Source organism: Mesorhizobium sp. BR-1-1-10, assembly GCF_020165595.1.
Lineage (GTDB): Bacteria > Pseudomonadota > Alphaproteobacteria > Rhizobiales > Rhizobiaceae > Mesorhizobium > Mesorhizobium australicum.
This window is the reverse complement of record NZ_JAIUIL010000002.1, coordinates 545748-569447: the sequence shown is the minus strand read 5'-3', so window position 1 is coordinate 569447 and position 23700 is coordinate 545748. Positions and strand designations below refer to the sequence as shown.

Annotated in this window: 22 protein-coding genes and 1 pseudogene; 9 read left to right on the top strand and 14 right to left on the bottom strand. The window is 62.7% G+C overall.

From position 1 onward, the window contains the following. Positions 1–94 precede the first annotated feature (94 nt). The 7 genes from LB555_RS05815 to rpsF all read right to left on the bottom strand — a co-directional run bounded on the left by LB555_RS05815 (position 95) and on the right by rpsF (position 6217). Entirely contained in the window at positions 95–1585 is a 1491-nt protein-coding gene (locus LB555_RS05815; protein WP_015318513.1) for a replicative DNA helicase, read from the bottom strand. A 245-nt stretch (positions 1586–1830) separates the two neighbouring features. Next, positions 1831–2796, bottom strand: a complete 966-nt coding sequence (locus tag LB555_RS05810) for a small ribosomal subunit Rsm22 family protein (RefSeq protein ID WP_224682432.1) — start codon at positions 2794–2796, stop codon at positions 1831–1833. A gap of 3 nt (positions 2797–2799) precedes the next feature. Next, complete coding sequence (locus LB555_RS05805; RefSeq protein WP_224682431.1) at positions 2800–3123, bottom strand: YnfA family protein; 324 nt, start codon at positions 3121–3123, stop codon at positions 2800–2802. Positions 3124–3212: 89 nt separating this feature from the next. Beyond that, entirely contained in the window at positions 3213–4505 is a 1293-nt protein-coding gene (locus LB555_RS05800; protein ID WP_140717947.1) for an SAM-dependent methyltransferase, read from the bottom strand. Positions 4506–4682: 177 nt separating this feature from the next. Further along, on the bottom strand, positions 4683–5267 hold the full coding sequence (rplI, locus tag LB555_RS05795; RefSeq protein WP_015318509.1) for a 50S ribosomal protein L9: 585 nt from the start codon (positions 5265–5267) through the stop codon (positions 4683–4685). Positions 5268–5480: 213 nt separating this feature from the next. After that, positions 5481–5729 (bottom strand): 30S ribosomal protein S18, encoded by a 249-nt coding sequence (rpsR, locus tag LB555_RS05790; protein WP_006203718.1) that lies wholly within the window; start codon positions 5727–5729, stop codon positions 5481–5483. Then, positions 5729–6217: a 30S ribosomal protein S6 gene (gene rpsF / locus LB555_RS05785; RefSeq protein WP_015318508.1), complete on the bottom strand. Its 489-nt coding sequence runs from the start codon at positions 6215–6217 to the stop codon at positions 5729–5731. The genes rpsR and rpsF overlap by 1 nt, the downstream gene beginning before the upstream one ends. Positions 6218–6492: 275 nt before the next feature. Here rpsF and LB555_RS05780 point away from each other — a divergent pair, with 275 nt between their 5' ends. Continuing rightward, complete coding sequence (locus tag LB555_RS05780; protein ID WP_140664622.1) at positions 6493–6741, top strand: hypothetical protein; 249 nt, start codon at positions 6493–6495, stop codon at positions 6739–6741. 52 nt (positions 6742–6793) lie between these two features. Here the strand turns inward: LB555_RS05780 and LB555_RS05775 are convergent, their stop codons facing one another. After that, positions 6794–8722, bottom strand: a complete 1929-nt coding sequence (locus tag LB555_RS05775) for an LTA synthase family protein (protein ID WP_224682430.1) — start codon at positions 8720–8722, stop codon at positions 6794–6796. Positions 8723–8997: 275 nt separating this feature from the next. Between LB555_RS05775 and fabD the strand changes: the two genes are divergently transcribed. The 8 genes and pseudogenes from fabD (at position 8998) to gmk (ending at position 15704) form a co-directional block, all read left to right on the top strand. After that, positions 8998–9948, top strand: a complete 951-nt coding sequence (fabD, locus tag LB555_RS05770) for an ACP S-malonyltransferase (protein WP_224593931.1) — start codon at positions 8998–9000, stop codon at positions 9946–9948. 22 nt (positions 9949–9970) lie between these two features. Further along, positions 9971–10090 (top strand): annotated as a pseudogene (locus LB555_RS05765) (type II toxin-antitoxin system RelE family toxin); the annotation flags it as partial. 34 nt (positions 10091–10124) lie between these two features. Next, positions 10125–10862, top strand: a complete 738-nt coding sequence (fabG, locus tag LB555_RS05760) for a 3-oxoacyl-[acyl-carrier-protein] reductase (protein WP_224584638.1) — start codon at positions 10125–10127, stop codon at positions 10860–10862. A gap of 212 nt (positions 10863–11074) precedes the next feature. Further along, positions 11075–11311, top strand: coding sequence for an acyl carrier protein (locus tag LB555_RS05755; RefSeq protein WP_006203723.1), 237 nt, complete (start codon positions 11075–11077; stop codon positions 11309–11311). Positions 11312–11344: 33 nt separating this feature from the next. Then, positions 11345–12607 (top strand): beta-ketoacyl-ACP synthase II, encoded by a 1263-nt coding sequence (gene fabF, locus LB555_RS05750; protein WP_023773396.1) that lies wholly within the window; start codon positions 11345–11347, stop codon positions 12605–12607. A gap of 102 nt (positions 12608–12709) precedes the next feature. Then, complete coding sequence (mltG, locus tag LB555_RS05745) at positions 12710–13975, top strand: endolytic transglycosylase MltG (protein WP_140878613.1); 1266 nt, start codon at positions 12710–12712, stop codon at positions 13973–13975. Positions 13976–14135: 160 nt separating this feature from the next. Continuing rightward, a complete protein-coding gene (locus LB555_RS05740; protein ID WP_140878612.1) occupies positions 14136–15026 on the top strand; it encodes a YicC/YloC family endoribonuclease in 891 nt (296 codons plus the stop codon). A 21-nt stretch (positions 15027–15047) separates the two neighbouring features. Then, positions 15048–15704 (top strand): guanylate kinase, encoded by a 657-nt coding sequence (gene gmk, locus LB555_RS05735; RefSeq protein WP_023773399.1) that lies wholly within the window; start codon positions 15048–15050, stop codon positions 15702–15704. A gap of 42 nt (positions 15705–15746) precedes the next feature. On the opposite strand, the gene rsmA is transcribed toward gmk, so the two are convergent. From rsmA to lptF, 6 genes are all read right to left on the bottom strand, one after another. After that, positions 15747–16583 (bottom strand): 16S rRNA (adenine(1518)-N(6)/adenine(1519)-N(6))-dimethyltransferase RsmA, encoded by an 837-nt coding sequence (rsmA, locus tag LB555_RS05730; RefSeq protein ID WP_224682429.1) that lies wholly within the window; start codon positions 16581–16583, stop codon positions 15747–15749. Further along, positions 16580–17596 (bottom strand): 4-hydroxythreonine-4-phosphate dehydrogenase PdxA, encoded by a 1017-nt coding sequence (gene pdxA, locus LB555_RS05725; protein WP_224682428.1) that lies wholly within the window; start codon positions 17594–17596, stop codon positions 16580–16582. The genes rsmA and pdxA overlap by 4 nt, the downstream gene beginning before the upstream one ends. A gap of 13 nt (positions 17597–17609) precedes the next feature. Next, the gene (locus LB555_RS05720) at positions 17610–18542 is read right to left on the bottom strand and encodes a peptidylprolyl isomerase (RefSeq protein ID WP_224643518.1); all 933 of its coding nucleotides are present in this window, start codon (positions 18540–18542) and stop codon (positions 17610–17612) included. Positions 18543–18620: 78 nt separating this feature from the next. Continuing rightward, positions 18621–21059: an LPS-assembly protein LptD gene (locus LB555_RS05715; protein ID WP_224682427.1), complete on the bottom strand. Its 2439-nt coding sequence runs from the start codon at positions 21057–21059 to the stop codon at positions 18621–18623. After that, positions 21059–22144 (bottom strand): LPS export ABC transporter permease LptG, encoded by a 1086-nt coding sequence (lptG, locus tag LB555_RS05710; RefSeq protein ID WP_181171237.1) that lies wholly within the window; start codon positions 22142–22144, stop codon positions 21059–21061. The genes LB555_RS05715 and lptG overlap by 1 nt, the downstream gene beginning before the upstream one ends. Beyond that, entirely contained in the window at positions 22141–23343 is a 1203-nt protein-coding gene (lptF, locus tag LB555_RS05705) for an LPS export ABC transporter permease LptF (protein ID WP_224682426.1), read from the bottom strand. Before lptF ends, lptG begins: the two co-directional genes overlap by 4 nt. Between the last annotated feature and the right edge of the window lie 357 nt (positions 23344–23700).

The following is a 23700-nucleotide window of genomic DNA, read 5'->3' as shown; positions in this document are numbered from 1 at the left end:
TCTCCCCCCGTGCGGGGGAGATGTCCGGCAGGACAGAGGGGGGCGCCGTAGGGCGCCGAGACCCGTTGCTATTGGTGAGATCGCTGGCAAGAGGCTACTCAAACCTTTCCGCGATGTGGTGCTCTTCCGCGAGATCGGAGAAGCGGGTGAATTCGCCGTGGAAGGCAAGCGTGACAGAGCCCGTCGGCCCATGGCGCTGCTTGGCCACGATCACCTCGGCCTTGCCGCGCATCTCGTTCATCTCGTTTTCCCACTTGACGTATTCCTCGGTGCCGAGCTTCGGCTCGCGGTTCTTGAGGTAATATTCCTCGCGATAGACGAAGATGACGACGTCGGCGTCCTGCTCGATCGAACCGGATTCGCGCAGGTCGGAGAGCTGCGGACGCTTGTCGTCGCGGCTTTCGACCTGACGCGACAGCTGCGACAGCGCGATGATCGGCACGGCCAGCTCCTTGGCCAGCGCCTTCAGGCCCGTGGTGATCTCGGTGATTTCCTGCACGCGGTTCTGCGAAGACTTGGCGGATGAGCCCTGCATCAGCTGAATATAGTCGATGACGATCAGGTCCAGGCCGCGCTGGCGCTTCAGACGACGCGCGCGGGCAGACAACTGGGCAATGGAAATACCGCCGGTCTGGTCGATGAACAGCGGGATCTTCTGCATGGTCTGCGAACAGGCGACCAGCTTTTCGAAGTCCATTTCGCTGATTTCGCCGCGGCGGATCTTGGAGGACGAAATTTCCGTCTGTTCGGAAATGATGCGGGTTGCGAGCTGTTCGGACGACATTTCGAGCGAGAAAAAACCGACCACGCCGCCATTGGCCGCCTTGAATGAGCCATCGGCCTGCTGCGCCGGCTCATACATCTCGGCAATGTTGAAGGCGATGTTGGTGGCGAGTGATGTCTTGCCCATGCCTGGACGGCCGGCGATGATGATCAGATCGGACGACTGCAGGCCGCCCATGCGGCGGTCGAGATCGCGCATGCCGGTGGCGAGGCCCGACAGACCGCCGTCACGCATATAGGCGGCGTTGGCCATGTCGACCGCGGTCTTGACCGCGTCGGTGAAGCTCTCGAAGCCGCCGTCATAGCGCCCGGTCTCGGCCAGCTCGAACAGGCGGCGCTCCGCGTCCTCGATCTGTTCGGAAGGCGACATGTCGACAGGGGCGTCATAAGCGATGTTGACCATGTCCTCGCCGACGGTGATCAACGCCCGGCGCGTCGCCAGATCATAAATGGCGCGGCCGTAGTCGGTGGCGTTTACGACGGTGACGGCTTCCACCGCCAGCCGCACCACATACTGCGCCACCGTCATGTCGCCGACCTTTTCGTCGGCGGGCAGGAAGGTCTTCAGCGTGATCGGCGTCGCCGCCTTACCCATGCGGATCAGCTCGGCCGCGACATCGAAGATCTTGCGGTGCAGGGGTTCGTAGAAATGGCCGGACTTCAGGAAGTCGGACACCCGGTAGAAGGCATCGTTATTGACAAGTATAGCGCCAAGCAGCGCCTGCTCGGCCTCGATGTTGTTGGGCGATTCGCGATAGAGCGGTTGCTCTGCCACGCCGAATTTTCGTGCTGCCTCTGCCATGATGTCCCCGATTTCGATCCCCGTCTGTCGATATCAGAACTGGACAAGTCAGTGCTGACTTATCTGCAACAGCCCGTGAAGAAGCGGCTTTGGTACTCGCGATTCACAGCCAAAATTTTTCCGTGGAAAGAATCGCAATTGACTCGAATCGAGAGTTGGCAACTTAGCGTTTTTCGCAGGAGAACAAAACAGGAAAGTGAGCGCTGGCGACACCGGATTGCGAGGCTGTCGTGTCTCTTTCATCCTCATGCCAGTGCATCGCCCCAATCCGCCCGCCGCGCCACCTTGAACGCGTCACCGTCGCGCTTGGTGAAGAGCCTTTCGCCGGCGCTGCCATTTGCCTCGCAAAGCTTGAGCACGACCTTGCCGGAACCGGATTTCGGCGGCGCGACGACCCGCGCGGCGCGGAAGGCAGCCGGCTGGCGCGAAGCGGCTACATAGATGAATTTCTCATCTTCCCACGGTACTTCCGCCTCTTTGGCCAGGCGGTGCAGGCGCGAGCGGGCGACGCGGCGGGAAAAGTGGCACCAGTCCGGCGGGTTGAGCGGGCAGGGCGCCTCGTGCGGACAGGGCGCCAGCACATGCGCGCCGGCCGCGATCAATTGTGCGCGTACAGCTAGAATGCGCAGCCAGCCCGCCGGCGTGCCCGGCTCGACGATCAACAGTGTGTCCTTGGTGAGTTGCCATAGCCGGTCGACCATTTTGGGCAGGGACGCCGGCGCGATCTCGTCCAGCACATAGGCGCATGTGACGAGGTCGGCGGACTGGAGGTCGGCAATGTCCATCGTGACATCGCCGGCCCGCCAGACGGTCCGGGCCGTGATCGCATCGGCGGCAAGCGTCTCACCGACCTTGCGCACCGCGGCACTCGCCTCAAGCAGCGTGGCCAGTTCCAGGTCAGGCCAGAGATCGCTGGTGGCCCAAAGCACGGTGCCGGGGCCGGCGCCGACGTCGAGCAACGTCGCGGGTGCGAAATCCGGCCGGGCTTCGGCGAGCGCATCGAGGCTGGTGCGGACCGCGGCGTAGGTCGCCGGCATGCGCGTCGCCAGATAGGCCTTGACCGCCATGTCCTGCGCCATATGCAGGCGACCGTCGCGCAATTCGGCGCGGTAGCGGTCGGACAGGGTTTTTGCCGCTTGCTTCAGGTCCGGCAGCGCCACCTTTTCCAAAAGGCGATCGACACCCTGTCGAAGAGCGGCCGGCAGCTCCATGGCCTATGCCCCCCTGGGTGCAAGCAGGATAATCGAGGCGCCGGCCATGCAGAGCGCCGCGCCGGCAAGGTCCCAGCGATCGGGCCGCACGCCGTCGGCCAGCCACAACCAGGCGAGCGAGGCAGCGATGTAGATACCGCCATAAGCGGCATAGGCGCGGCCGGCTGCATTGGTGTCGACCAACGCCAGAAGCCAGGCGAACACAATCAGAGAGGCAAAGCCAGGCAGCAGCCAGAGCGGCAACTTCTCCAGCCGCCACCACGCCCACACCGAAAAGCAGCCGGCGATCTCGGCAAGCGCCGCGGCTGTGTAGAGGAGATAGGTCATAAAAAAGGCCTCGCGACGATCACGAGGCCTTTTTCGGGGCAGGAGCCTATAATGGCAAGCGCCAATAATGCGTCCTGTCAGCGCTGTTCCTATTCCGCCACCTTGCGTCGGCGGGCGGGCTTGGCGGACTTCTCGACAGGAGCCGCCTCGCGGCGGCCCATGTCGCGCAACTCCAGCGCCTTCTCGCATTTGGCCATATAGTCGCGCGTCATCGGCAGCGTGTCGTTCTTCTTGGTGATCTGGAACTGGAAAATCACCAAGTCCTGCCAACGGAAGGCAGCTTCCGAGGCAGCCAGATAGAACTCCCACATGCGGCAGAAGCGTTCGTCATAGATCGCCTTTGCCTTGTCGCGGTTGGCGGCGAAGCGCAGGCCCCAATGCTTCAGCGTGTCGGCATAATGGAGCCGCAGGATCTCGACGTCAGTGACCACGAGGCCGGACTTCTCGATCGCCGGCAGCACCTCGGACATTGCCGGGATGTAGCCGCCCGGGAAAATATACTTGCGGATGAAGGCGCTGGTCGCCCACGGCACGCCGGAGCGGCCGATCGTGTGCAAAAGCATGACGCCATCAGGCTTCAGCAATGTTGCCGCCTTGTCGAAGAAGGTGCGGTAATGGTTGACCCCGACATGCTCGAACATGCCGACCGAGACAATGCGGTCGAAGCGTTCGTTGAGCTCGCGATAATCCTTCAGTTCGAAATGGACGTGGTTTTCCAGCCCTTGCGCATGGGCCCGGTCGGTGGCGACGCCATGCTGTTCCGTCGACAGCGTCACGCCCTGCACGTCGACATCGAAGGCCTTGGCCAGATAGAGGCCGAGCCCGCCCCAGCCGGAGCCGATGTCGAGCACCGTCTGGCCGGCCTTCAGCCTGAGCTTGGCGGCGATATGACGTTTCTTGGCGGCCTGCGCCTCGTCGAGCGTCATGTCCGGCTGCTCGAAATAGGCACAGGAATACTGCATGTCCTCATCGAGGAAGAGCCGGTAAAGCTCACCCGACAGATCGTAGTGGCGCTGCACGTTGCGGCGCGAGCGCGCGGCGGTGTTGATCTGCTGCAGGCGACGGAAGGCGTGGCGCAGGCCCTCTATGGCTTTCGACCATGTCGCGTCGATGCCGCCGCTGCCCATGTTCTGGAAGGCAATGCGCATCAGTCCGAGCACGCCGCCTTCGAGAATGTCCAGCTCGCCGTCCATGTAGGATTCAGGCACCGCCAGCATCGGATCGAAGGTGATGGCGCGCTCGGCATGCCTGGTCTTGATGTGCATGTGCACCGGCTCGCCGCTGCCGTCGCCGAAGATGAACGTCGTGCCCTTCGGCCCGGTTACCTTGAGGCTGCCCGTGCGCACCAGGCGGTCGAGAACGCGCTTCAACAGAATATTCATGGTCCGGTGTCCCCTCACGGTCAGACAGGCTGTCCTACTCTGCATCAATATATAGGGTTTCGAAAAGTTCCTTTTGGCACAAAAATGCCCGGGCGAGAGGCCCGGGCATTGGTCCAGAAATGACTGGAAATCGACAGCACGATCGGAGCGCCGGTCCGGCGCTCGGAGCGTATGTGATCAGGCGTTTTCTTCGCCGCCTTCGAACTCGGCATTCGGATCGAAGAAGTTTTCCGGCCGCGCATTGTCGTTGATGTCGTCGCCATAAATGGCTTCGGCGGTGGTCAGCGTCTCGCCCTTGGCCTGGCGCTCGGCTTCGTCAGCCGTGCGGGCGATGTTGAGCGTGATGGTGACTTCGACTTCCGGATGCAGCGCGATCGCCACGTTGGTGACGCCGATGGTCTTGATTGGCTGGTTGAGCTGGATCTGGTTGCGGTTGACCGTGAAGCCTTCCGCGGTCAGCAGGTCGGCGATATCGCGCGTCGACACCGAACCGTAGAGCTGACCGGTCTCACCGGCCGAGCGAACGGCGATGAAGCTCTTGCCGTCCAGCTTTTCGGCAACCTCTGCGGCTTCCGACTTGCGCTCGAGGTTGCGGGCTTCGAGCTGGGCGCGCTGGCCTTCGAACTTCTTCTTGTTGGCTTCGTTGGCGCGCAACGCCTTGCCCTGCGGCAGCAGGAAGTTGCGGGCAAAACCGTCCTTGACCTTGACGGTATCGCCCATCTGGCCGAGGCGGGAGACGCGTTCGAGAAGGATGACGTCCATGATTATGTTCCTTTTGGTTGGGCGTCCGTCCACAAGGCCGACGCCGAATTCTCTGGAACAGGTCAGGAAGCAAAAGGGCGTTGCCGCCGGTGTCGCTGTCCTGCCTGTCGCGGCAGTTAGAGGTTTTGACCTCAACTCGGGATTTGACGCTAACCGGTCATGCCCGTCATGGCCGGTGACAGGAACGGGCGGCGAACCGCCCGTTCGGAAGAATTAGCGAACCACGTAGGGCAGCAGGCCGAGGAAACGGGCGCGCTTGATCGCCTTGGCGAGCTCGCGCTGCTTCTTCTGGCTGACGGCGGTGATGCGCGACGGCACGATCTTGCCGCGCTCGGAAATGTAGCGCTGCAAGAGACGCACGTCCTTGTAGTCGATCTTCGGGGCGTTGGCGCCGGAGAACGGGCAGGTCTTACGGCGGCGATGGAAAGGGCGCCGGGTCGGGATCTGGTTGATGTCGACCATTATTCTGCACCCCCTTCAAAACCTTCGCGCGGACGGCGCGGACCACGGTCGCCGCCTTCGCGATCGCCGAACGAACGCGGGCCACGATCGCCGCGGTCGCCGAAGCTGCGGGCCGGCCGATCGCCACGGTCGCGATCGCCAAAGCCACCGCGCTCGGAGCGCTCTTCGCGCTTCTGCATCATGGCCGAAGGGCCTTCCTCATGCGCCTCGACCTTGATGGTCAGGAAGCGCAGCACGTCCTCGGACAGACCCATCTGGCGCTCCATCTCGTTGAGCGCTGCCGGCGGGCAGGTGAGGTCCATCAGCGTGTAGTATGCCTTCCGGTTCTTGTTGACCCGGTAGGTGAGGGACTTCAGTCCCCAGTTCTCGACCCGGCCGACAGACCCGCCATTCGCTGAGATGACGCCCTTGTACTGTTCGACAAGCGCATCGACCTGCTGCTGCGAGAGGTCCTGCCGGGCAAGAAACACATGTTCGTAAAGAGCCATTATGTCTTGGTGCCTTTCTTCGTTTCTCTCCCGGTTCCCGGCGGCAAAAGCCTCTGCAACTTCTCTGACCCGCATGTGCCTCGAAAGGCGCGGGGAAGAAAGGAGCATGACGAGACGGTCGAGAGCGGAGACACGGGAGGCGGAAGCGCTTCTGGCTTCACACGAAGGTTCTCGAAAAAACCTCCGGCCCTCCGTTCAGCCCCCAGCTGGGACCGGCAGATTGGCGGCGTCTATAAAGCAATCCGCTGATAAAGCAAGGCCAAGCGGCATCCCTGATGTCGCAGGCCGCAGGAACCCACGTGGCAGCGCCCGGCAAGGCCGGCGATTTTCCCGGCAACCGGCCCTTAACCGCAATGTCAGGTCGCACAGGGTCGAGCCCGTCGTCAACGGTCGCTAACCGCACCCATTACAGCGCCTCCGCCTCGAATCCCAGCGACTATTATGCCATCAATGATCCGGCCAAGCTGCCGAACGTGTTTCTGCAGATCGCCAACAAATTTTCGAAGCTGCAATTGACGAACTGAGCAGCTGATCCGAGGGCGGGCGGCAGGGGAAATTAAGCGCCCGCCGATCGGCTCAACTCGTATGGGCGACGATCTTGTCGACCGTCTCGGGGAAGAAGTCGGGCGCGGCATGGCGCTTGCCGAACATCATGTCGTACTGGATCAGCCGGAAGTCGCTGATCGCCGGGTCAATCTCTTTCTGACGCGACCAGTCTGGCGTGGCCGCCCCGGCCGGCGTGAGCAGCAGGTTGCGGTCGACGACACGATAGCGCTCCCGCATCTCGCCCAGGAAGCCGGTGTAGTAAGGGTGGGTGATGCCGGCGGCGGTGAGGATATGATAGGGCAGGAACGCGGGGCTGACCGTGCCCAGATTCTCGACCGGGCCGGAGCGGTTCGACCAGATGATCAGCGGTGTCGCGTGATGTTCGAGGGCGGCCTCCGGCGTTGGTTCCTTGCGCGGCGCGACGTTGTCCTTCAGGAAGCCGGTCTCGACATAGACCGGTCCGAGCGGCGGCAGGTGGTCACCGAAAAAGGCGACAATCGTCGGCCGCTCGCGCCTCTTGGCCCATTCGATCAGCCGTTCAAGGCCGCGGTCCGCGTCGGCTGAACCTTCGGCGTAGGAGAGCAGCGAGTCGCGCGCCCACTGGCTGATCGGCGCTTGCACCGAATGGGTCGGATTCGAATAACGGTTCGGTTCATAGGGGCCGTGGTTCTGCAGACTGACGGCGAAGAAGAACACCGGGTCCTCGCTGGCGTCCGCTTCGCGTATGATCTCGTCGGTCATCGCCGCGTCGGATGCCAGCGGTCCGCGCTTTTCCATGGGCGGCAGCGTCTCTTCCGATTTGAAGTCGTTGAAACCGAAATCGGCATAGACCGCGCCGCGGTTCCAGAACCAGTTCGTTCCTGGATGGATGGCGCGTGCCCTATAGCCTTCGCTCTTCAGGAAGGTTGCCATCGACGGCGTCGGGGTGCGGACATATTGCTGGTAGGGGATGCTGCCGGCCGGCAGGAAAGCATTGGAAAAGCCGGTCAGCGCTTCGAATTCGATGTTGGCGGTCATGCCGCCGAATTCGGGCGAGAACATCGAGCCCGAGCGGAGCGCCCGCACATTGGGCATCGGATCGGGGGTGATGGTGACTCCGGGCAGCTTGGTTGGATCCCAGAAGGATTCGCTCATGACGATGATGATGTCCGGCTTCTGGGCCGGCATCGAGGCGGTCACCTCGGGCCGCTCGATCGCCGCGATCGCCTTGTCGGAATAGCCCGGCGGTGCCGAGACATGCGCCATCGGCACGTTGAGCGCGAAGGCGAGCGCGAAGCCGTTGGAGGCGTAGTTTTCCTTCTGGTCCCACATGATCGGGATGATCTGCAGCCGGTCCCTGGTCCACGAGAAGGTGGCGTAATCCATGATCGAGACGAAGAAGGCGAGCAGCGGCACCGCCAGCGTCAGCCGGGCAAGGCGGCCCTTGCGGCTGAGGGCCGGAACCTTGCGGCGCCATAGCCGCCAGCCGTAGACGAGCAGGGACAAGCCGGCGACGATGCCCGCGGCCATGGCCAGCGCCGTCATTGGCCGCTCGCGCACCAAGAGCGGCAGCAGGGCGAAGATCTGGCGGGCGTAGAGGAAATCCGTCGGGTAGAGCGGATCGCCGAGATAATGCGACTTCTGGTGGCCGACAAAGGCCAGCGACAAGGTCAGCGGCGCGACGATCATCAGGCTCTGATGACTGCGGCCGAGCACCGCGTCGAGACCGATCAGGACCAGCGCGAAGACGACGATGGTTGTCCAGCCCGGCTTGAACGGCTGCAGGAAGAAGGAAACGGTGCCGGCGACATCACCGCGCACGATCAGTTCGATGGCGAACACCAGGACGGCCGAGATCGCCAGGCTGATCAGCCCATAGCGGACGACAGGCCATCTACGGTCCGGCAGATAGCCGGTGGACGGATCGTCTTCCAGGAACTGCGGCGCCGCGTTGCCGGCACGTTTGAAACTCTTTGCCACTTCAACTTCCCGCCCAAAGACAACCACGTCATTCGATTGTCATATAATTGTCACGCAAAGCTAGCGCCTGTGGCGGAAATAAGAAGAGCCAGCGAACGATTCGTGAGCGGTTTTCATCAGGTGTGATCGCCAAAAAGCCTTTCGGAACAGGCACTCGCGCGGGGATGGGCCCATTGGCATGGGCTGAAGTGGCTTGACTTGGCGGCCTGCCTTGCGTCACAGGCAGGGAAAATTCGTAGTATCAGGCAAGCAAAACCAGTCAGGGGAGCCCTCGCATGGCCGTTGCATTCACCTTTCCGGGACAGGGTAGCCAGGCTGTCGGCATGGGCAAGGATCTTGCCGATGCCTTTCCCGAGGCACGCAGGATTTTCCAGGAAGTCGATGACGCGCTCGGCGAAAACCTGTCGAAGCTGATCTGGGAAGGTCCCGAAGAGACGCTGACGCTGACGGCCAACGCGCAGCCGGCGCTGATGGCGGTGTCGCTTGCCGCCATCAGCGCGCTGGAATCGCGCGGCTTCTCGCTGAAGGACAAGGTCGCTTATGTCGCCGGCCATTCGCTGGGCGAATATTCGGCACTCGCCGCCGCCGGCTTCGTTTCCGTTGCCGATGCCGCCCGCCTGCTGCGCATCCGCGGCAACGCCATGCAGGCAGCGGTGCCGGCCGGCGAGGGCGCCATGGCGGCGATCATCGGGTTGGAGCAGGCCGATGTCGAAGCCGCCTGTGCTGAGGCCGCCCTTGGGGCCGGCAAGGGGGCCGTCTGCCAGGTGGCGAACGACAATGGCGGCGGCCAACTGGTCATATCAGGGGCGAAGGCGGCGGTTGAACTGGCAGCGAAACTGTGCACCGAAAAAGGCGCCAAACGGGCGCTGATGCTGCAGGTTTCGGCGCCCTTCCATTCCGCGCTGATGACGCCGGCCGCCAATGTCATGCGCGAGGCACTTGCCGGCGTGACAAAGACCGCGCCAATCGTTCCCGTGGTGTCCAACGTATCGGTGCAGCCGTCGACCGATCCCGACGGGATCGCCGGGCGGCTGGTCGAGCAGGTGACCGGTCGCGTCCGCTGGCGCGAAACGGTGGAGTGGTTCGGCGCCAACGGCGTCACCACGCTTTACGAGATCGGTGCCGGCAAGGTGCTTTCAGGACTGGCTCGTCGCATCAACCGCGACATCGCCACCGCCTCCGTGGGTTCCGCAGCCGAGGTCGAGGCGGCTGTGGCTGTGCTGTGACTTGAATTCTTCGCCGCCGACATCTTCTTTGACGAGTTTTTGGAGATATCGGATTGGGGATTACCGCGTAATCTGCGATGTAAAGGACAAGCGTCTGGTCATTCTGGTGGTAACGATTGGCCATCGGGGTGATGTTTATTGACAACCGTCCGTACGATTTGAGAAGAGGACAAGAGATGTTCGAACTGACCGGCCGCAAGGCGCTTGTCACCGGCGCATCGGGGGGCATCGGCGAGGCGATCGCCAGGGTGTTGCATGCGCAAGGCGCGACCGTCGGCCTGCACGGCACGCGCGTTGATAAATTGGAGACGCTGGCCTCCGAATTGGGCGACCGGGTCAAGCTGTTCCCGGCCAACCTGTCGAACCGTGACGAGGTCAAGGCACTCGGCCAGAAGGCGGAGGCCGATCTCGAAGGCGTCGACATCCTGGTCAACAATGCCGGCATCACCAAGGACGGCCTGTTCGTGCGCATGTCGGACGCCGACTGGGATACGGTGATGGAGGTCAATCTCACCGCCGTTTTCCGGCTGACCCGTGAACTCACTCACCCGATGATGCGCCGCCGCCATGGCCGCATCATCAACATCACTTCGGTGGTCGGGGTGACCGGCAATCCCGGCCAGGCGAATTACTGCGCCTCCAAGGCCGGCATGATCGGTTTGTCCAAATCGCTGGCGCAGGAGATCGCCACCCGCAATATCACGGTCAACTGCGTCGCGCCGGGCTTCATCGAATCGGCGATGACCGACAAGCTCAATGACAAGCAGAAAGAGGCGATCATGGCGGCCATCCCCACCAAGCGCATGGGCACCAGTGCCGAAGTGGCGTCCGCCGTTGCTTATCTGGCTTCGAACGAGGCCGCCTACGTAACCGGGCAAACCATTCATGTGAATGGCGGTATGGCGATGATCTGAGCGAGGCCCGACAGCAACGCGGACGGGCTGTGAAAACCCACCATTTCGGCTTGGACCTCGGCTATTTTTCGTGTAATGCGGCCCGCAACCCGGCGGTTCGGGCAAAAACCGGTCCGTGGCCGTTGCGTTTCCGGCAGGACCATCTTTCAGCTTGATTAGCGGCATTCCGCCCGCTAACGAAGACAGACAAACAATAGACGAGGATGCCCCAAATGAGTGACACCGCAGAGCGCGTCAAGAAGATCGTCATCGAGCACCTTGGCGTCGATGCCGACAAAGTGACGGAGCAGGCGAGCTTCATCGATGATCTGGGCGCTGACAGCCTCGACACGGTTGAACTCGTCATGGCGTTTGAAGAAGAATTCGGCGTCGAGATCCCCGATGACGCGGCCGAGACCATCCTGACGGTCGGCGATGCGGTGAAGTACATCGACAAGGCTTCGGCCTGACGCTTTTCGCAGTCGTCACCGGGAGGACCTGCGATGAGGCGTGTCGTCGTCACGGGCCTTGGCCTGGTTTCGCCGTTCGGTATGGGCTTCGAGCACGGCTGGAAGGAACTGCTGACCGGCCGCAGCGCTGCTAAGCGCGTCACCGAGTTCGAGGTGGACGATCTTGCCTGCAAGATCGCCCACGTCATTCCGCGCGGCGACGGCTCCAACGGCACGCTCAATCCCGAAGCCATTCTTGAGCCGAAGGAACTCCGCAAGATCGGCGACTTCATCCTGTACGGGATCGCGGCCGCCGATGAAGCGCTGAAGGATTCCGGCTGGCAGCCATCAACCGAGGAGGAGCGTTGCGCCACCGGTGTGCTGATCGGCTCCGGTATCGGCGGTCTTGAGGGCATCGCCGAGAACGCGATCATCCTCAAGGAACGCGGCCCGCGTCGCATCAGCCCGTTCTTCATTCCCGGAAATATCATCAATCTCGTGTCGGGCCAGGTTTCGATCCGGCACGGGTTGAAAGGCCCCAACCACGCTGTCGTCACCGCTTGCTCGACCGGCGCGCACGCCATTGGCGACGCCGCCCGGCTGATCATCTTCGGCGATGCCGACATCATGCTGGCTGGCGGCGCCGAATCGCCGGTGACCCGGCTGTCGCTCGCCGGCTTTGCCGCATGCCGGGCGCTGTCGACCGAGCGCAACGATACCCCGCAAACGGCCTCGCGGCCCTACGACCGCGACCGTGACGGCTTCGTCATGGGCGAGGGCGCCGGCGTCCTCGTGCTGGAGGAGCTTGAGCATGCCAAGGCGCGCGGCGCCAAGATCTATGCCGAGGTGACCGGCTACGGCCTGACCGGCGACGCCTACCACATCACCGCACCGGCTGAAGATGGCGACGGTGCTTTCCGTTGCATGACGGCGGCGTTGAACCGGGCAAAGCTTACGCCGGCCGATGTCGACTACATCAATGCGCACGGCACCTCGACCATGGCCGATACGATCGAACTCGGCGCCGTCGAACGGCTGGTCGGCGATGCGGCGTCGAAGATTTCGATGTCGTCGACCAAGTCGTCGATCGGCCATTTGCTGGGAGCGGCAGGCGCGGCCGAAGCGATCTTTTCGATCCTCGCCATCCGCGACAATATCGCACCGGCGACCATCAATCTCGACAATCCAGAACGCGAAACCGCTATCGACCTGGTGCCGAACAAGCCACGCGCCCGCCAGATCGACGTGGCACTGTCCAATTCCTTCGGCTTCGGTGGCACCAACGCCTCGCTCGTCTTCCAGCGGTATAATGGCTGACGGTCCGGTTACCGGGCAATGCTTTGGCGTGTCGTCAATTTTGCCATATTCGCCCCTACTCTGCCGCAGGGGATTCGTTGAGAGATCGAACGGTAGGGCGACATGAACACTAATCCGTCGGGCAACGGAGAATTCGGGCAAAGGCCGGCGAACACCGGGCCGATCGTGCCGAAGACGGCCAGCGAAGCCTTGCGGCCGGAAGCCGGAACACCGCCGCCGAAACGCTCGCGTGCTTCGCGCAGCCAGGTCGTCGTGTTCATGAACTTCGTCATCTCGGCGGTGATGCTGATCGTTCTGGCGGCGGGCGTGGCCCTCTATTTCGGCAAGCAGGAGTTTACCGAACCCGGCCCATCCGCCAATGGCGACACTTTCCTCGTCAAGCCCAGCACCGGCGTCCAGGACATTGCCGACCAGCTCGAGCGCCGCGGATTGATCAGCGACGCCCGCGTATTCCGCCTCGGGGTGCGTGCCTTCGGCAACGATTCCGCGCTCAAGGCCGGTGAGTACGAGATCAAGCCCAGGGCATCCATGCGCGACATCATGGAACTGCTGAAGAGCGGCAAGTCGGTGATGTATTCGCTGACTATTCCCGAGGGGCTGACGGTCGAGCAGGCCTTGCAGCGCATCGCCGACGAACCGGCTTTGAGCGGCGATATGCCGGCGAAGACACCCCCTGAAGGCAGCCTTGCCACCGACACGCTACGCTTCACGCGTGGCGCAACGCGTCAGCAGATGGTCGACAAGCTGCTCGCCGATCAGAAGAAACTGGTCGATGAGGTGTGGCAGCGGCGCGCGCCGGATCTGCCCCTGGCCAGCGTCGAGGACTTTGTCACCCTGGCCTCGATCGTCGAGAAGGAAACCGGCAAGGGCGACGAACGCTCGCGCGTGGCCGCCGTCTTCCTGAACCGCTTGGCCAAGGGCATGCGCCTGCAGTCCGATCCGACCATCATCTACGGTCTGTTTGGCGGCAAGGGCAAGCCGGCGGATCGCCCGATCTATCAGTCCGACATCCAGAAGCAGACGCCTTACAACACCTATGTGATCAGCGGCTTGCCGCCGACGCCCATCGCCAATCCGGGCCGCGCGGCCCTCGAGGCCGTGGCCAACCCGTCGAAGACCGACGATCTCTATTTTGTCGCCGACGGCACGGGCGGTCACGTCTTTGCTTCGACGCTGAACGAGCATAATGAAAACGTCGCCCGCTATCGCGCGCTGCAGAAGAAGCAGGCCGATGAGGCAGCCAAGGCCGCTGCTGCCGCCGGTGCCAGCGGCAGTGCCGACAAGCCAGCTGACGACAAGCCTGCCATTGACAGCGGCACCGATGGCGACAATGGCGATGCTGGCGGTGATGCAGGCGCGGCCCAGTAAGGCGAAGAAAAGCGTTGCCTGGAAGGCGGCGGCCTGACATTTGAAGGAACGCCAGGCGTCCAATTTCGACGTATTCGCGGAATGGTCATTTTAAGTTAAGCCGCACTCGTCCCTCCGGAAAACCGGTTTCGGGGTGAGGCGCCAGGGATGTGCAGGCGACATGAATTTGCAGAGCATGACCGGTTTTGCGCGCGCCGTCGCCGAGCATGACGGCACCTCCGTTGCCTGGGAAGTCAAATCCGTCAACGGCAAGAGCGTCGAGGTGCGGTTGCGGCTGCCTCAGGGGTTCGAGCGGTTGGAGCCTGTGCTTCGGCAAACGCTGCAGAAGCGTTTCGCGCGCGGCAACTTCCAGGCGACGCTGACCATCGGCCGTGCCGCCGGCGCGCAGGCGCAACCTGTGGTCAACGAGGTTTTTTTGAAAGATCTTGCCGGCCTGGCCAAGCGATTGCAGGAACAGTTCGGCGTTGCGCCCGCAACGGCTGACGGTTTGCTGTCGCTGCGTGGTGTGCTCGACGTTCCCGAAACCATCGAAACCGACGAGGCGCGGGCCGCGCTCGACACCGCCATCATGGCCGCGCTCGACGTGGCGCTGAACGGCCTGGAACAGGCCCGGCAGGGCGAAGGTGCCGCATTGGCCCTGCTTTTGTCCGGTCATATCGACGTCATCGAGACACTGACCCTGCGCGCGGAAGCGGATCCGTCGCGCGATACGGCGGCGATCCGCGAACACATCGCCGAGCAGGTCAGGCTGTTGATGGATGCATCCGCCAATCTGGATGCAAGCCGATTGCACATGGAGGCGGCGTTTCTTGCCACCAAGGCCGATATTCGCGAGGAGATCGACCGGCTGAAAACGCATGTCGCGTCTGGCCGGGCCTTACTCGAGGGCGGCGGCGCCGTTGGCCGCAAGCTCGATTTTCTGGCACAGGAATTTAACCGCGAATCGAATACGCTGTGTTCGAAGTCGAATGCCGCCGCCGTCACCGCGATCGGACTGGAACTGAAGGCGGTCGTCGACCAGTTTCGTGAACAGGTCCAGAATCTGGAGTAGCCGATGGTTGCCAAGGAACCGATGGTTGCCAGGGATTTGGGGTCCCGCATCCGCCGCCGGGGGTTGATGCTCGTCCTGTCGTCACCATCGGGTGCCGGCAAGTCGACGATCGCGCGCAATCTTCTTGAGAGCGATTCCAGCCTCGAACTGTCGGTCTCGGTCACCACGAGGCCTCGCCGCGGCTCGGAAATCGAGGGCGTTCACTACCATTTCCGCACGATGCGCGAATTCGAGCGGCTGCGTGATTCCGACGCGCTGCTCGAATGGGCCGAGGTGCACGGCAATTGCTATGCGACGCCGCGCGAACCTGCCGAACTGGCGCTGGCGCAGGGGCGCGACATGCTGTTCGACATCGACTGGCAGGGCGCCCAGCAGCTCAAGGAGAAGATGCGCGCCGACATCGTCTCGATCTTCATCCTGCCTCCGTCGATGAAGGAATTGAAGGCGCGGCTGAAGCGCCGCGCCGAGGATCAGGAAGCGGTGATAGAGACGCGGCTGAAGAACGCCCGCAACGAGATCGAGCACTGGAAGGAATATGACTTCGTCATCGTCAACGACGATCTAGACCGTGCTTTCGCCGAAGTACGCGGCATCGTCGTGGCCGAGCGGCTGCGCCGCGACCGCCGGCCAGGTCTTTTCGATTTCGTATCGGGCTTGCTGGACGAGAAGACGGATTGACCGCTTTTTTCCTTCTCCCCTGCGTGAGCGGCGAGAAGAGAGCTACACTGCATTGGTCAGTCGCACGAACTCCTCGACGCTAAGCGTTTCGGCGCGTCGTGTCGGGTCGATCCCCACTCGTTCGAGCAAGGCCTCGCCGCCGAGGCTTTTCACGCTTTGCCGCAGCATCTTTCGGCGTTGGCCGAAGGCGGCTTCCGTGACCCGAGCGAGTTTCTTCACATCGCCGGGCAGGGGTGTCGCGCGGGGCTCGAGATGCACCACCGAAGAGGTGACCTTGGGCGGTGGCGTGAAGGCCTGAGGCGGCACGTCGAAGGCGATCCTGGCCTGCGTGCGCCAGCCAGCGAGCACACCCAGCCTGCCATAGGCGTCGCTGTCGGGCGCTGCGACGATACGCTGGGCGACTTCGCGCTGGAACATCAATGTCATCGAGGCGTAAAAGGGCGGCCAGTCCGTGACCGTCAGCCATCGGACCAGCAGTTCCGTGCCGATGTTGTAGGGCAGATTGGCCACGATCCGCACCTGCCTACTATCTCCAGCCGCGGCGGCGAGGGCGGCGAAGTCGGTCTTCAGCGCGTCGCCCGAAATCACCTCCAGCCGGCCGGGGTAATGAGCCGAGACTTCGGCAAGCGCTGCCAGGCAGCGTTCGTCGCGCTCTATGGCGACGACCCGGCGGGCGCCGTTGGAAAGCAGCGCTCGCGTCAGCCCTCCGGGCCCGGGCCCGACCTCGATCACCGTGGCGTTTGTCAGGTCGCCGGCGCTGCGCGCGATCTTGCCTGTCAAATTGAGGTCGAGCAGGAAGTTCTGCCCAAGCGCCTTTTTCGCCTGCAGTCCATGACGCTCGATGACGTCGCGCAGCGGCGGCAGCCCATCGATGCTCATGCAGCTGCGGCCTTTGCGTCGGTGTCGGCGAGTTTTCTGGCGAGCTTCAGTGCCGCGACCAGGCTGTCGGGCCGCGCAATGCGCTTGCCGGCGATGTCGAAGGCGGTGCCATGGTCGGGCGAGGTGCGGACGAAGGGCAGGCCCAGCGTGACGTTGACCGCCTCGTCGAACGCCAGCGCCTTGGCAGGGATCAAGGCCTGATCGTGATACATGCAAAGCGCCGCGTCGTAGCCCGCCCGCGCCCGGGCATGGAACAGCGTGTCGGCGGGCAGGGGGCCGAAAGCATCGATGCCTTCGGCGCGCAGGATGTCGACCGCCGGGCGCACGATGTGCTCGTCTTCCGTGCCCATGGAGCCGCCTTCGCCGGCATGCGGATTGAGGCCGGCAATGGCGAGCCGCGGCCTGGCGATGCCGAAGCGGCTGGCAAGGTCGGCCGCGGTGATGCGCGCGGTCGCGACGATCAATTCGGTGCTCAGGACTTTCGGCACCTCGGCCAGGGCGATGTGGATGGTGATGGGAACCGTGCGCAGGTCGGGGCCTGCCAGCATCATTACCGGCATCGCCTCGACGCCGCTGTGCCGAGCCGCGAGATGCGCCAGATATTCGGTGTGGCCGGGAAAAAGGAAGCCCGCATCATAGAGCGGCTTCTTGGCAATCGGGCAGGTCACGACCGCGGCGGCCTCACCGGCAAGGCAGGCGGCGACCGCACGGTCGATCGCTTCGACGGTGCCGGCCGCATTGGCCGGGTCTGGCCGGCCGGGGCTGTCGATGAAGCGCGCCGTCAGCGGAACGATCGGCAAGGCGTGGCCAAAGACCTCGATCGCCTGCACCGGCGTCACCTCCTCGACGGGCAGCAAAACGCCAAGGTGGCGCGCGCGCGCGGTGACCACAGCCGGGTCGGCCAGCAGATAGAACGGGGGCAAGCCGACGGCGTCACGCGCAAGGAAGGCGGCGATGGCTATTTCAGGGCCGATACCGGATGGGTCGCCGACACTCAACGCCAGCGCGGTCATCGCGCTACCCACGTCAGCGCTTGACGATGCGGGCTTTGGCCTTCAGCTCGTCGACATATTTCTTGCTGAGATCGTCGGCGGCCTTGTCGTTGGAGCCTTCGCTCTGGAACACCATCTGGGCGGTCTTGTCGTCGGACACTTCGCGCGACGAGCAGATGCCGATGAATTCGACGCCGCGTTCGGTCTCGCGCGTAACGGTGGCGCCGCCGACCTTGGTCGCTTTGATCTGCTCGGCCCAGTCTGGCGGCAGTTGCGGCGCCAGAACCCGGCCGAGATCACGAACCGTGACGTCGATCAGGCCCTTGGCGAACTCGCGCGTCGTGTTGCAGCCGTTGAAGCGAGCGCGCATGGCGTCGGCCTCGCGCTTGCGCTTGGCCAGCGTCGCGCTGCGTTCGGCCGCCGGCACGACGAAGATGACCTGCTGCAGCATGTATTCCATGGCGCTCGGCTTGGCGCCGCCCTTGTCGAGCATACGTCGCACCGCGTCCTGTTCGGTCACGCTGCCGCCTTCGCCGGAACGGTAGCGCGCGCTCAAGGCCTGGTTCCAGGCCATCTGGGCGCGGATGAACTCCTTGAAATGGTCCTTGCCGACGCCGGATTTTTCCATGACGCCGTCGAGCTGGCCGCGCTGCATCTTGTTGTTGGCGGCAAAGCGCTGATAGGCGGCCTCGACCTGTGCATCGCTGATGCGGATACCAAGCCGCCTGGCCTCGGCGAGCCGCAGCGTCTGGTCGATCATTTCCTGGCCAGCATCACCCTTTTTGCGCTGCAGCTTCAGGAAGGCGGCACGATGGGCGATATCACCGGTGGTGATCGGCATGTCGTTGACGACGTATTTGATCTCGCTGGCGAAAGCCGGCGGCGTCATGACGGTCATTGACACGGATGTCGCCGCCACAAGCAACGCGAACCCTGCTGAAAAGAGGTATTTCCTCATCCTTGGCATCCCAATTCTATTCCCGGCTCCGCCCGTTCCGGATGCGCGAATCCGTGCCAGCCCTATGCGGCGAAACGATGTCGCCGCCTATTGGATGGTGTCGACTCCGTTGCTCGACGAGCCGAAGTCGCCGAGGGTGCGGAACGAGAGGTTGAATCCGATGCTTTGCGTCACTTCCCTGGTGTTCAGGTCACGCGACTGTGCGTACGTCATCAGATAGGTGAAGCAGGAATCGTTGTAGGCGAAGCCCACCCCGTCCTTGACCAGCAGGCCCTCCTGCAAATCGTAGGTTCCTGTCCCGAACACGCGCCAGTTCTCGGCAAGATGCGTGGATGCGCCGAGCGTGACCTCGTGACGGTCGGTGGTGAAACCGTAGAGCGGCTGCGCCTGGATGAAGGCATACTTGGCGCTCAACGATACCGGCAGGCCGGAGTAGGCAGCTTTCAGCTCGGCGCGGCGGATCTCGAAGCTCTGTTCGTCGAACCGGCCGCTGACCGAAGCCGCGAATCCATTGGGGCTGGTTATGCCAAACAGGCCGACATAGTCGGACTTGGTGGTCTCAAGGCCTGAATTTGCGCCGACATTGACCAGATCGGGTGCCGCGAAGGAGTTCTCGCCGCCAATTTGATAGGATTGGCCGAAGATGGCATTGGTGCCCCAGCCATTGATGTAGGAGCCGGAATAGCGCAGCCCGACATTGGCACGCGAGCCGCCCTCGATACGGTCATAACCGGAGAACTTGTCGCGCTCGAACAGCGTGGTCGCATCGAAAACCATGCTCTGCGCGTCTTCGTTCGGAATGGAGAGGCCGCCGACATACTGTTCGTTCGGACGCAGGAACACCTGTGCCATCGGCTCGACAACGTGGCTCGAGCCGCTGGCCAGCGAGAACAACAGCGGCCAGCTCATCTCGAGCCCGGCAGTCGCCATGTAGCGGGCAAAGGACGAGCGCATGTCGTCCTGCTGGCCCAAATTCGTCGCCATCTGGTTGATCGCGGTGAGCGAGGCCGACGACGCTCTGACATAGTCGACGTCGCCTTGCAGCGCCAGCAACGGTGTCAGCACCAGCCCGTCGTCGGTGACAAAGCTCCGTTTCCACTCGGCCTCGGCGGTGAGGCGGCTGGACTCGCCTTCGATGCCGCGCACGCGTTGCGTACCCGAGCCGGGCACGTACGGGGTAAAGTAGGTCTCGTCGAGATCTTCGCGGCGGATGACGCGCGTGTTGACGTTGAGCGACAACTGGCCGCCGGCGACCGATGTGTCGGGGATATAGGCATAGTCGAGCGAGGGCAGCACCCAGGGCTGCTGGCCACTTCTCGCGGCGGCATTGTCGTTGGGCGTATCTTCCTGGACCTCGAAATGCATGGCGCGCACGTCGAAATAATTACGGTCGTTGAGACCAGTCAGGTAGACCGAGGACTGATGGACATACGAATTGTACTTGGCAATGTTGTAGGTGTTCGAGAAATTCTTGTCGGTCTGCAGCAACACGTCCCAGCCGAAATTCCAGCGTTCGTTAATGGCGAACTGCCCTTGCGTGCCCATCATGCCGCGGAACTTGTTCGGATCGCCCACCGCGCCGGAATCGATATTGTGGCCAGCGGTCGAGGGGAACGCGGCGCTGTCGAGGAAGTCGTCCGGATTCTGCTGCTGGATCCCGGCAACCTTGAATGTGTATTCGCCATTGTTGAAGCGCTGGCGCCATTCGGCTTCGCCGAGGAAGCCCTGCTTGGTGTAACCGCTTCCGGTCACCGTCAGGTCATATGTCGGCGAAAGGGCGAAATAATAGGGAACCTTGACGCTATACCCCAGATGGCTGTTGTAGCCGATGCTGGGGATCAGGAAGCCGCTCTTGCGCTTCACGGTGGGATCGGCGATCTCGAACGCCGGCAGGTAAGCCAGCGGAAAGCCGAAGAACTCGAAATTCGCGTTCTCGAAGCGAACCGTCTTCTTCTCACCGTTCCAGATGATCTTCCTGGCTTTGACGCGCCATGTCGGCGCCTTGTCGGGCTTGTCCTCGCACGGTTCGCAGGCGGTGTAGACACCATTGTGGAAGGTGGTCAGCACGCCGCCCATGCGTTCGGCGCTTTCGGCGGCGAAATAGGCCTTGTCGACCGTTTCAACGCGCAGCGCGTTGACGAAACCGTCGGCGAAATCGTCGGTGATGTCGATGTGTTGTGAATTGATCTTCGTGCCGTCGCTGTTGACGATTTCGACATTGCCACTGGCAACCATCCGCTTGGTGTTGCGGTTGTAGACGACCTTCTGGGCGACGAGGCGGTTGCCGCCATAGTCGATCTGCACGCCGCCGACGGCGGTCACGGTCTGGTTGTCGTTGTTGTATTCCAGCGTGTCGGCGGCCAGCAGCATCTGCGAACCGGATGGAACGGTGGTCGCCAAGTTGCCGACCTCCTGCGCGAAGGCCGGCAGCGGCACGCCGCAGGCAAGCAGGCACACCAAGGCGCTCGCCGCATAAAGGCGCGCCAAATGGGCCTGCCTGTCGCTGGGCAAAAACGCCTCCCTCACTAGCCGTCTTCCTTGTATAGCAGGAAAGTCACCCCGAAGAACATAGCTACCACGACCGGCACCCAGGCGGCTATGGCAGTCGGCACGAACCCCGCCACGCCGAACGCCTTCACCAGCACCGAAACGACATAAAGCAGAAACCCGGCAACGACGCCACCCAGAATCATCGTTGCCGATTGTCCCATCCTCGCAAATCGCATTGAAACTGTTGCCGCAATCAGCGTCATGGCGACGAGCAGGAACGGCAACGCCACCAGCGAATCAAACTGCATGGCAAAGGCATTTGCCTTGAGGCCGAAGGAACGGGCAACCTCGATTTTTCCGGGCAGGTCATAGAAGGGAATTGTCTCCGGGCGCGCCAGCCGCTCCTGCACGAATTCCGGCTTCAGATTGGTCTGCACACGATCGCTCGCGACGGGCTGGATGGTGCCGTTCCTGAACGTCTTTACATCCTGCAATTCCCAATAGCCGTCGCGCAGGTAGGCCCGTGCGGCGTCCTTGCGCTCGACAATGTTGCCTTGCTGGTCGAGGATGAAAAACACGGCGTCGGCCATCTCCAGGCCCTGGTCGAGGATAGCCCGCGCGCCGATGATCGTGTCGCCGGAACTGGTTTTCTGGCGAATCCAGGGCGCGGCATCTGCTGAAACGGTATTGGACTTGCCGGAGCGCAGCTCGGTCTCGATCTGTTCGGACAAGGAGAAAGCGTGGGCGGCAAGCGGGTTGATGATCCCGACCGACACGACGCCGAACAGCAATGCGCCGATGCAGCACGGCAAAAGGAACTGCCAGGCGGAGACGCCCGCAGACCGCGCGATGACGAGTTCATAACGCCGGTTGAGCGAAACCAGCGTCGCCATCGCCGAGAACAAGCCGACAAACGGCACCGTCTGCAGCATGATCATGGGCATTCGAAGGCCTGAAATGGCCATCGCCGTCCCATAGGTGAAGCCCGGCAGGCCAGTGGTGCGGCCCGACAATTCCGTGAAATCGATCAGGAACACCAGCGCCAGAAGGCCGATGAAGAACCAGATCGTGATCGCCACGTAACGGAAGAAGAAGTAACGGCCCAGCGTCCAGCCCATCAGCCGGCTCCCTGGCCCGAGGTGTCGCGCCTGGACAAACGCGACTTGAGGGCATTCCACCCGTCACCGATGCGGCTGGCCAGGTTTGTCATCCAGTCCGCCCAGGCAACCGGCAGTTCCATGGTCCGGTTCGACACGATGAACCAGATCGCCACCGCGGAAGCCGCGATCGGTATGCCATACACCACATAGGAATATTGCGGGACCTCGTCGGCCTTGCTTGCGGCGAAGAACCCCAGCCAGCGTACGAACAGCGATATCGCGATGGCGGTGATCAGCGGATTGACGCGCGCCTCGCGATGCGAACGCGCGTCTCCCGCGACCGCGAGCGCGATCAGTGCGAAAACCATGGAGTATGTCCATTCCGAAAACCGCTGGTCGATCTCCGCCCGGTACTCCTGCGGACTTTGCTGGTAGTTCTTGTCGTTGGGGCTTGGATTGAGCAGGTACTGGGTGGTCTGGTCCTTTGGCAGGAGCGTCACCTGGTTGGCCGCCGACATGAAGGCCGACATGTCGAAGGCATAGGACGTGAACCGGATAACACTGAGGTCGCCTGTCAGCGTCTTGCGATGGATGACGCCGTCATTCATCATCAGCACCTTTTCGCCGCCCCGCTCGATGATGCTGCCGGTCTTGGCATAATAGACGAGATTGACGCCTTCCTCACGGGAATCGGCGACGAAGATGCCACCCAGCCGGTTGTCGGGAAGCCGCTCGCCAATCTGCAGGAACAGTCCTTCCTCGATCTTGCGGAAGGTGCCTTCCTGAATGATCAGCGACAAAAGGTCGGCGCGCGACTCCGCCACCAGGGCGCGGTTCTTCTGTCGTGCATAGGGGTCGATGCCGTTGTCCACGGCGAATGAAAAGACGCTGGCGGCCAGCGCCAGCAGCATGATCGGCCGCACGATGGTCCAGCGCGAGGCACCCGATGCATTGACCACCGCGAGTTCCGAATCCGAATTCATCACGCTGAGTGTCTGCGCGACCGCCACCACGAGCGCGAAAGGCACGACGATCGGAACGATGGAAGGGAGAATGAGAGACGCGACCTCGAAGAAGGTCAAGGCCGACTGGCCGCTGTCCGTGACCAGGTTGATCTTGGCCAGCACCTGCGTCGTCCACACGATGGCCAGCGTCCAGACCAGCGCTGCGATGAAGACAACGAAAGTGCGCCGCATGATGTAGCGTTCAATGACCTTCATGAAGGCTTTACTCGATTTTCTCGAACGGCATCATGCCACCACGCTAAGGGTAGCTGTCCGGCGACGCCCGCACAACTGGCTCCGTTGGGCTGCATCAGGCAGGCGATCCGGTTCCCGTCCCACGTCGCGTGCCGCAGCGGGTCGGAGTGTCGGCGGCAATGGATAAGAAAGGACGAACATCGATGGTTAACAACAGGTTGCGGCATGAAGCGGGGCCGTGCCGCGACGAATCGCCTTCGATTCCACGTCTCATATGGGTAGCCATTTTGGCAAAGTCTTGCCAAATGCCGGAAAACGACCAAATGTCGCGGATCACTTCAACCGCTTCGCGCAAAGTCGCCCAATCCCCGAAAGCAG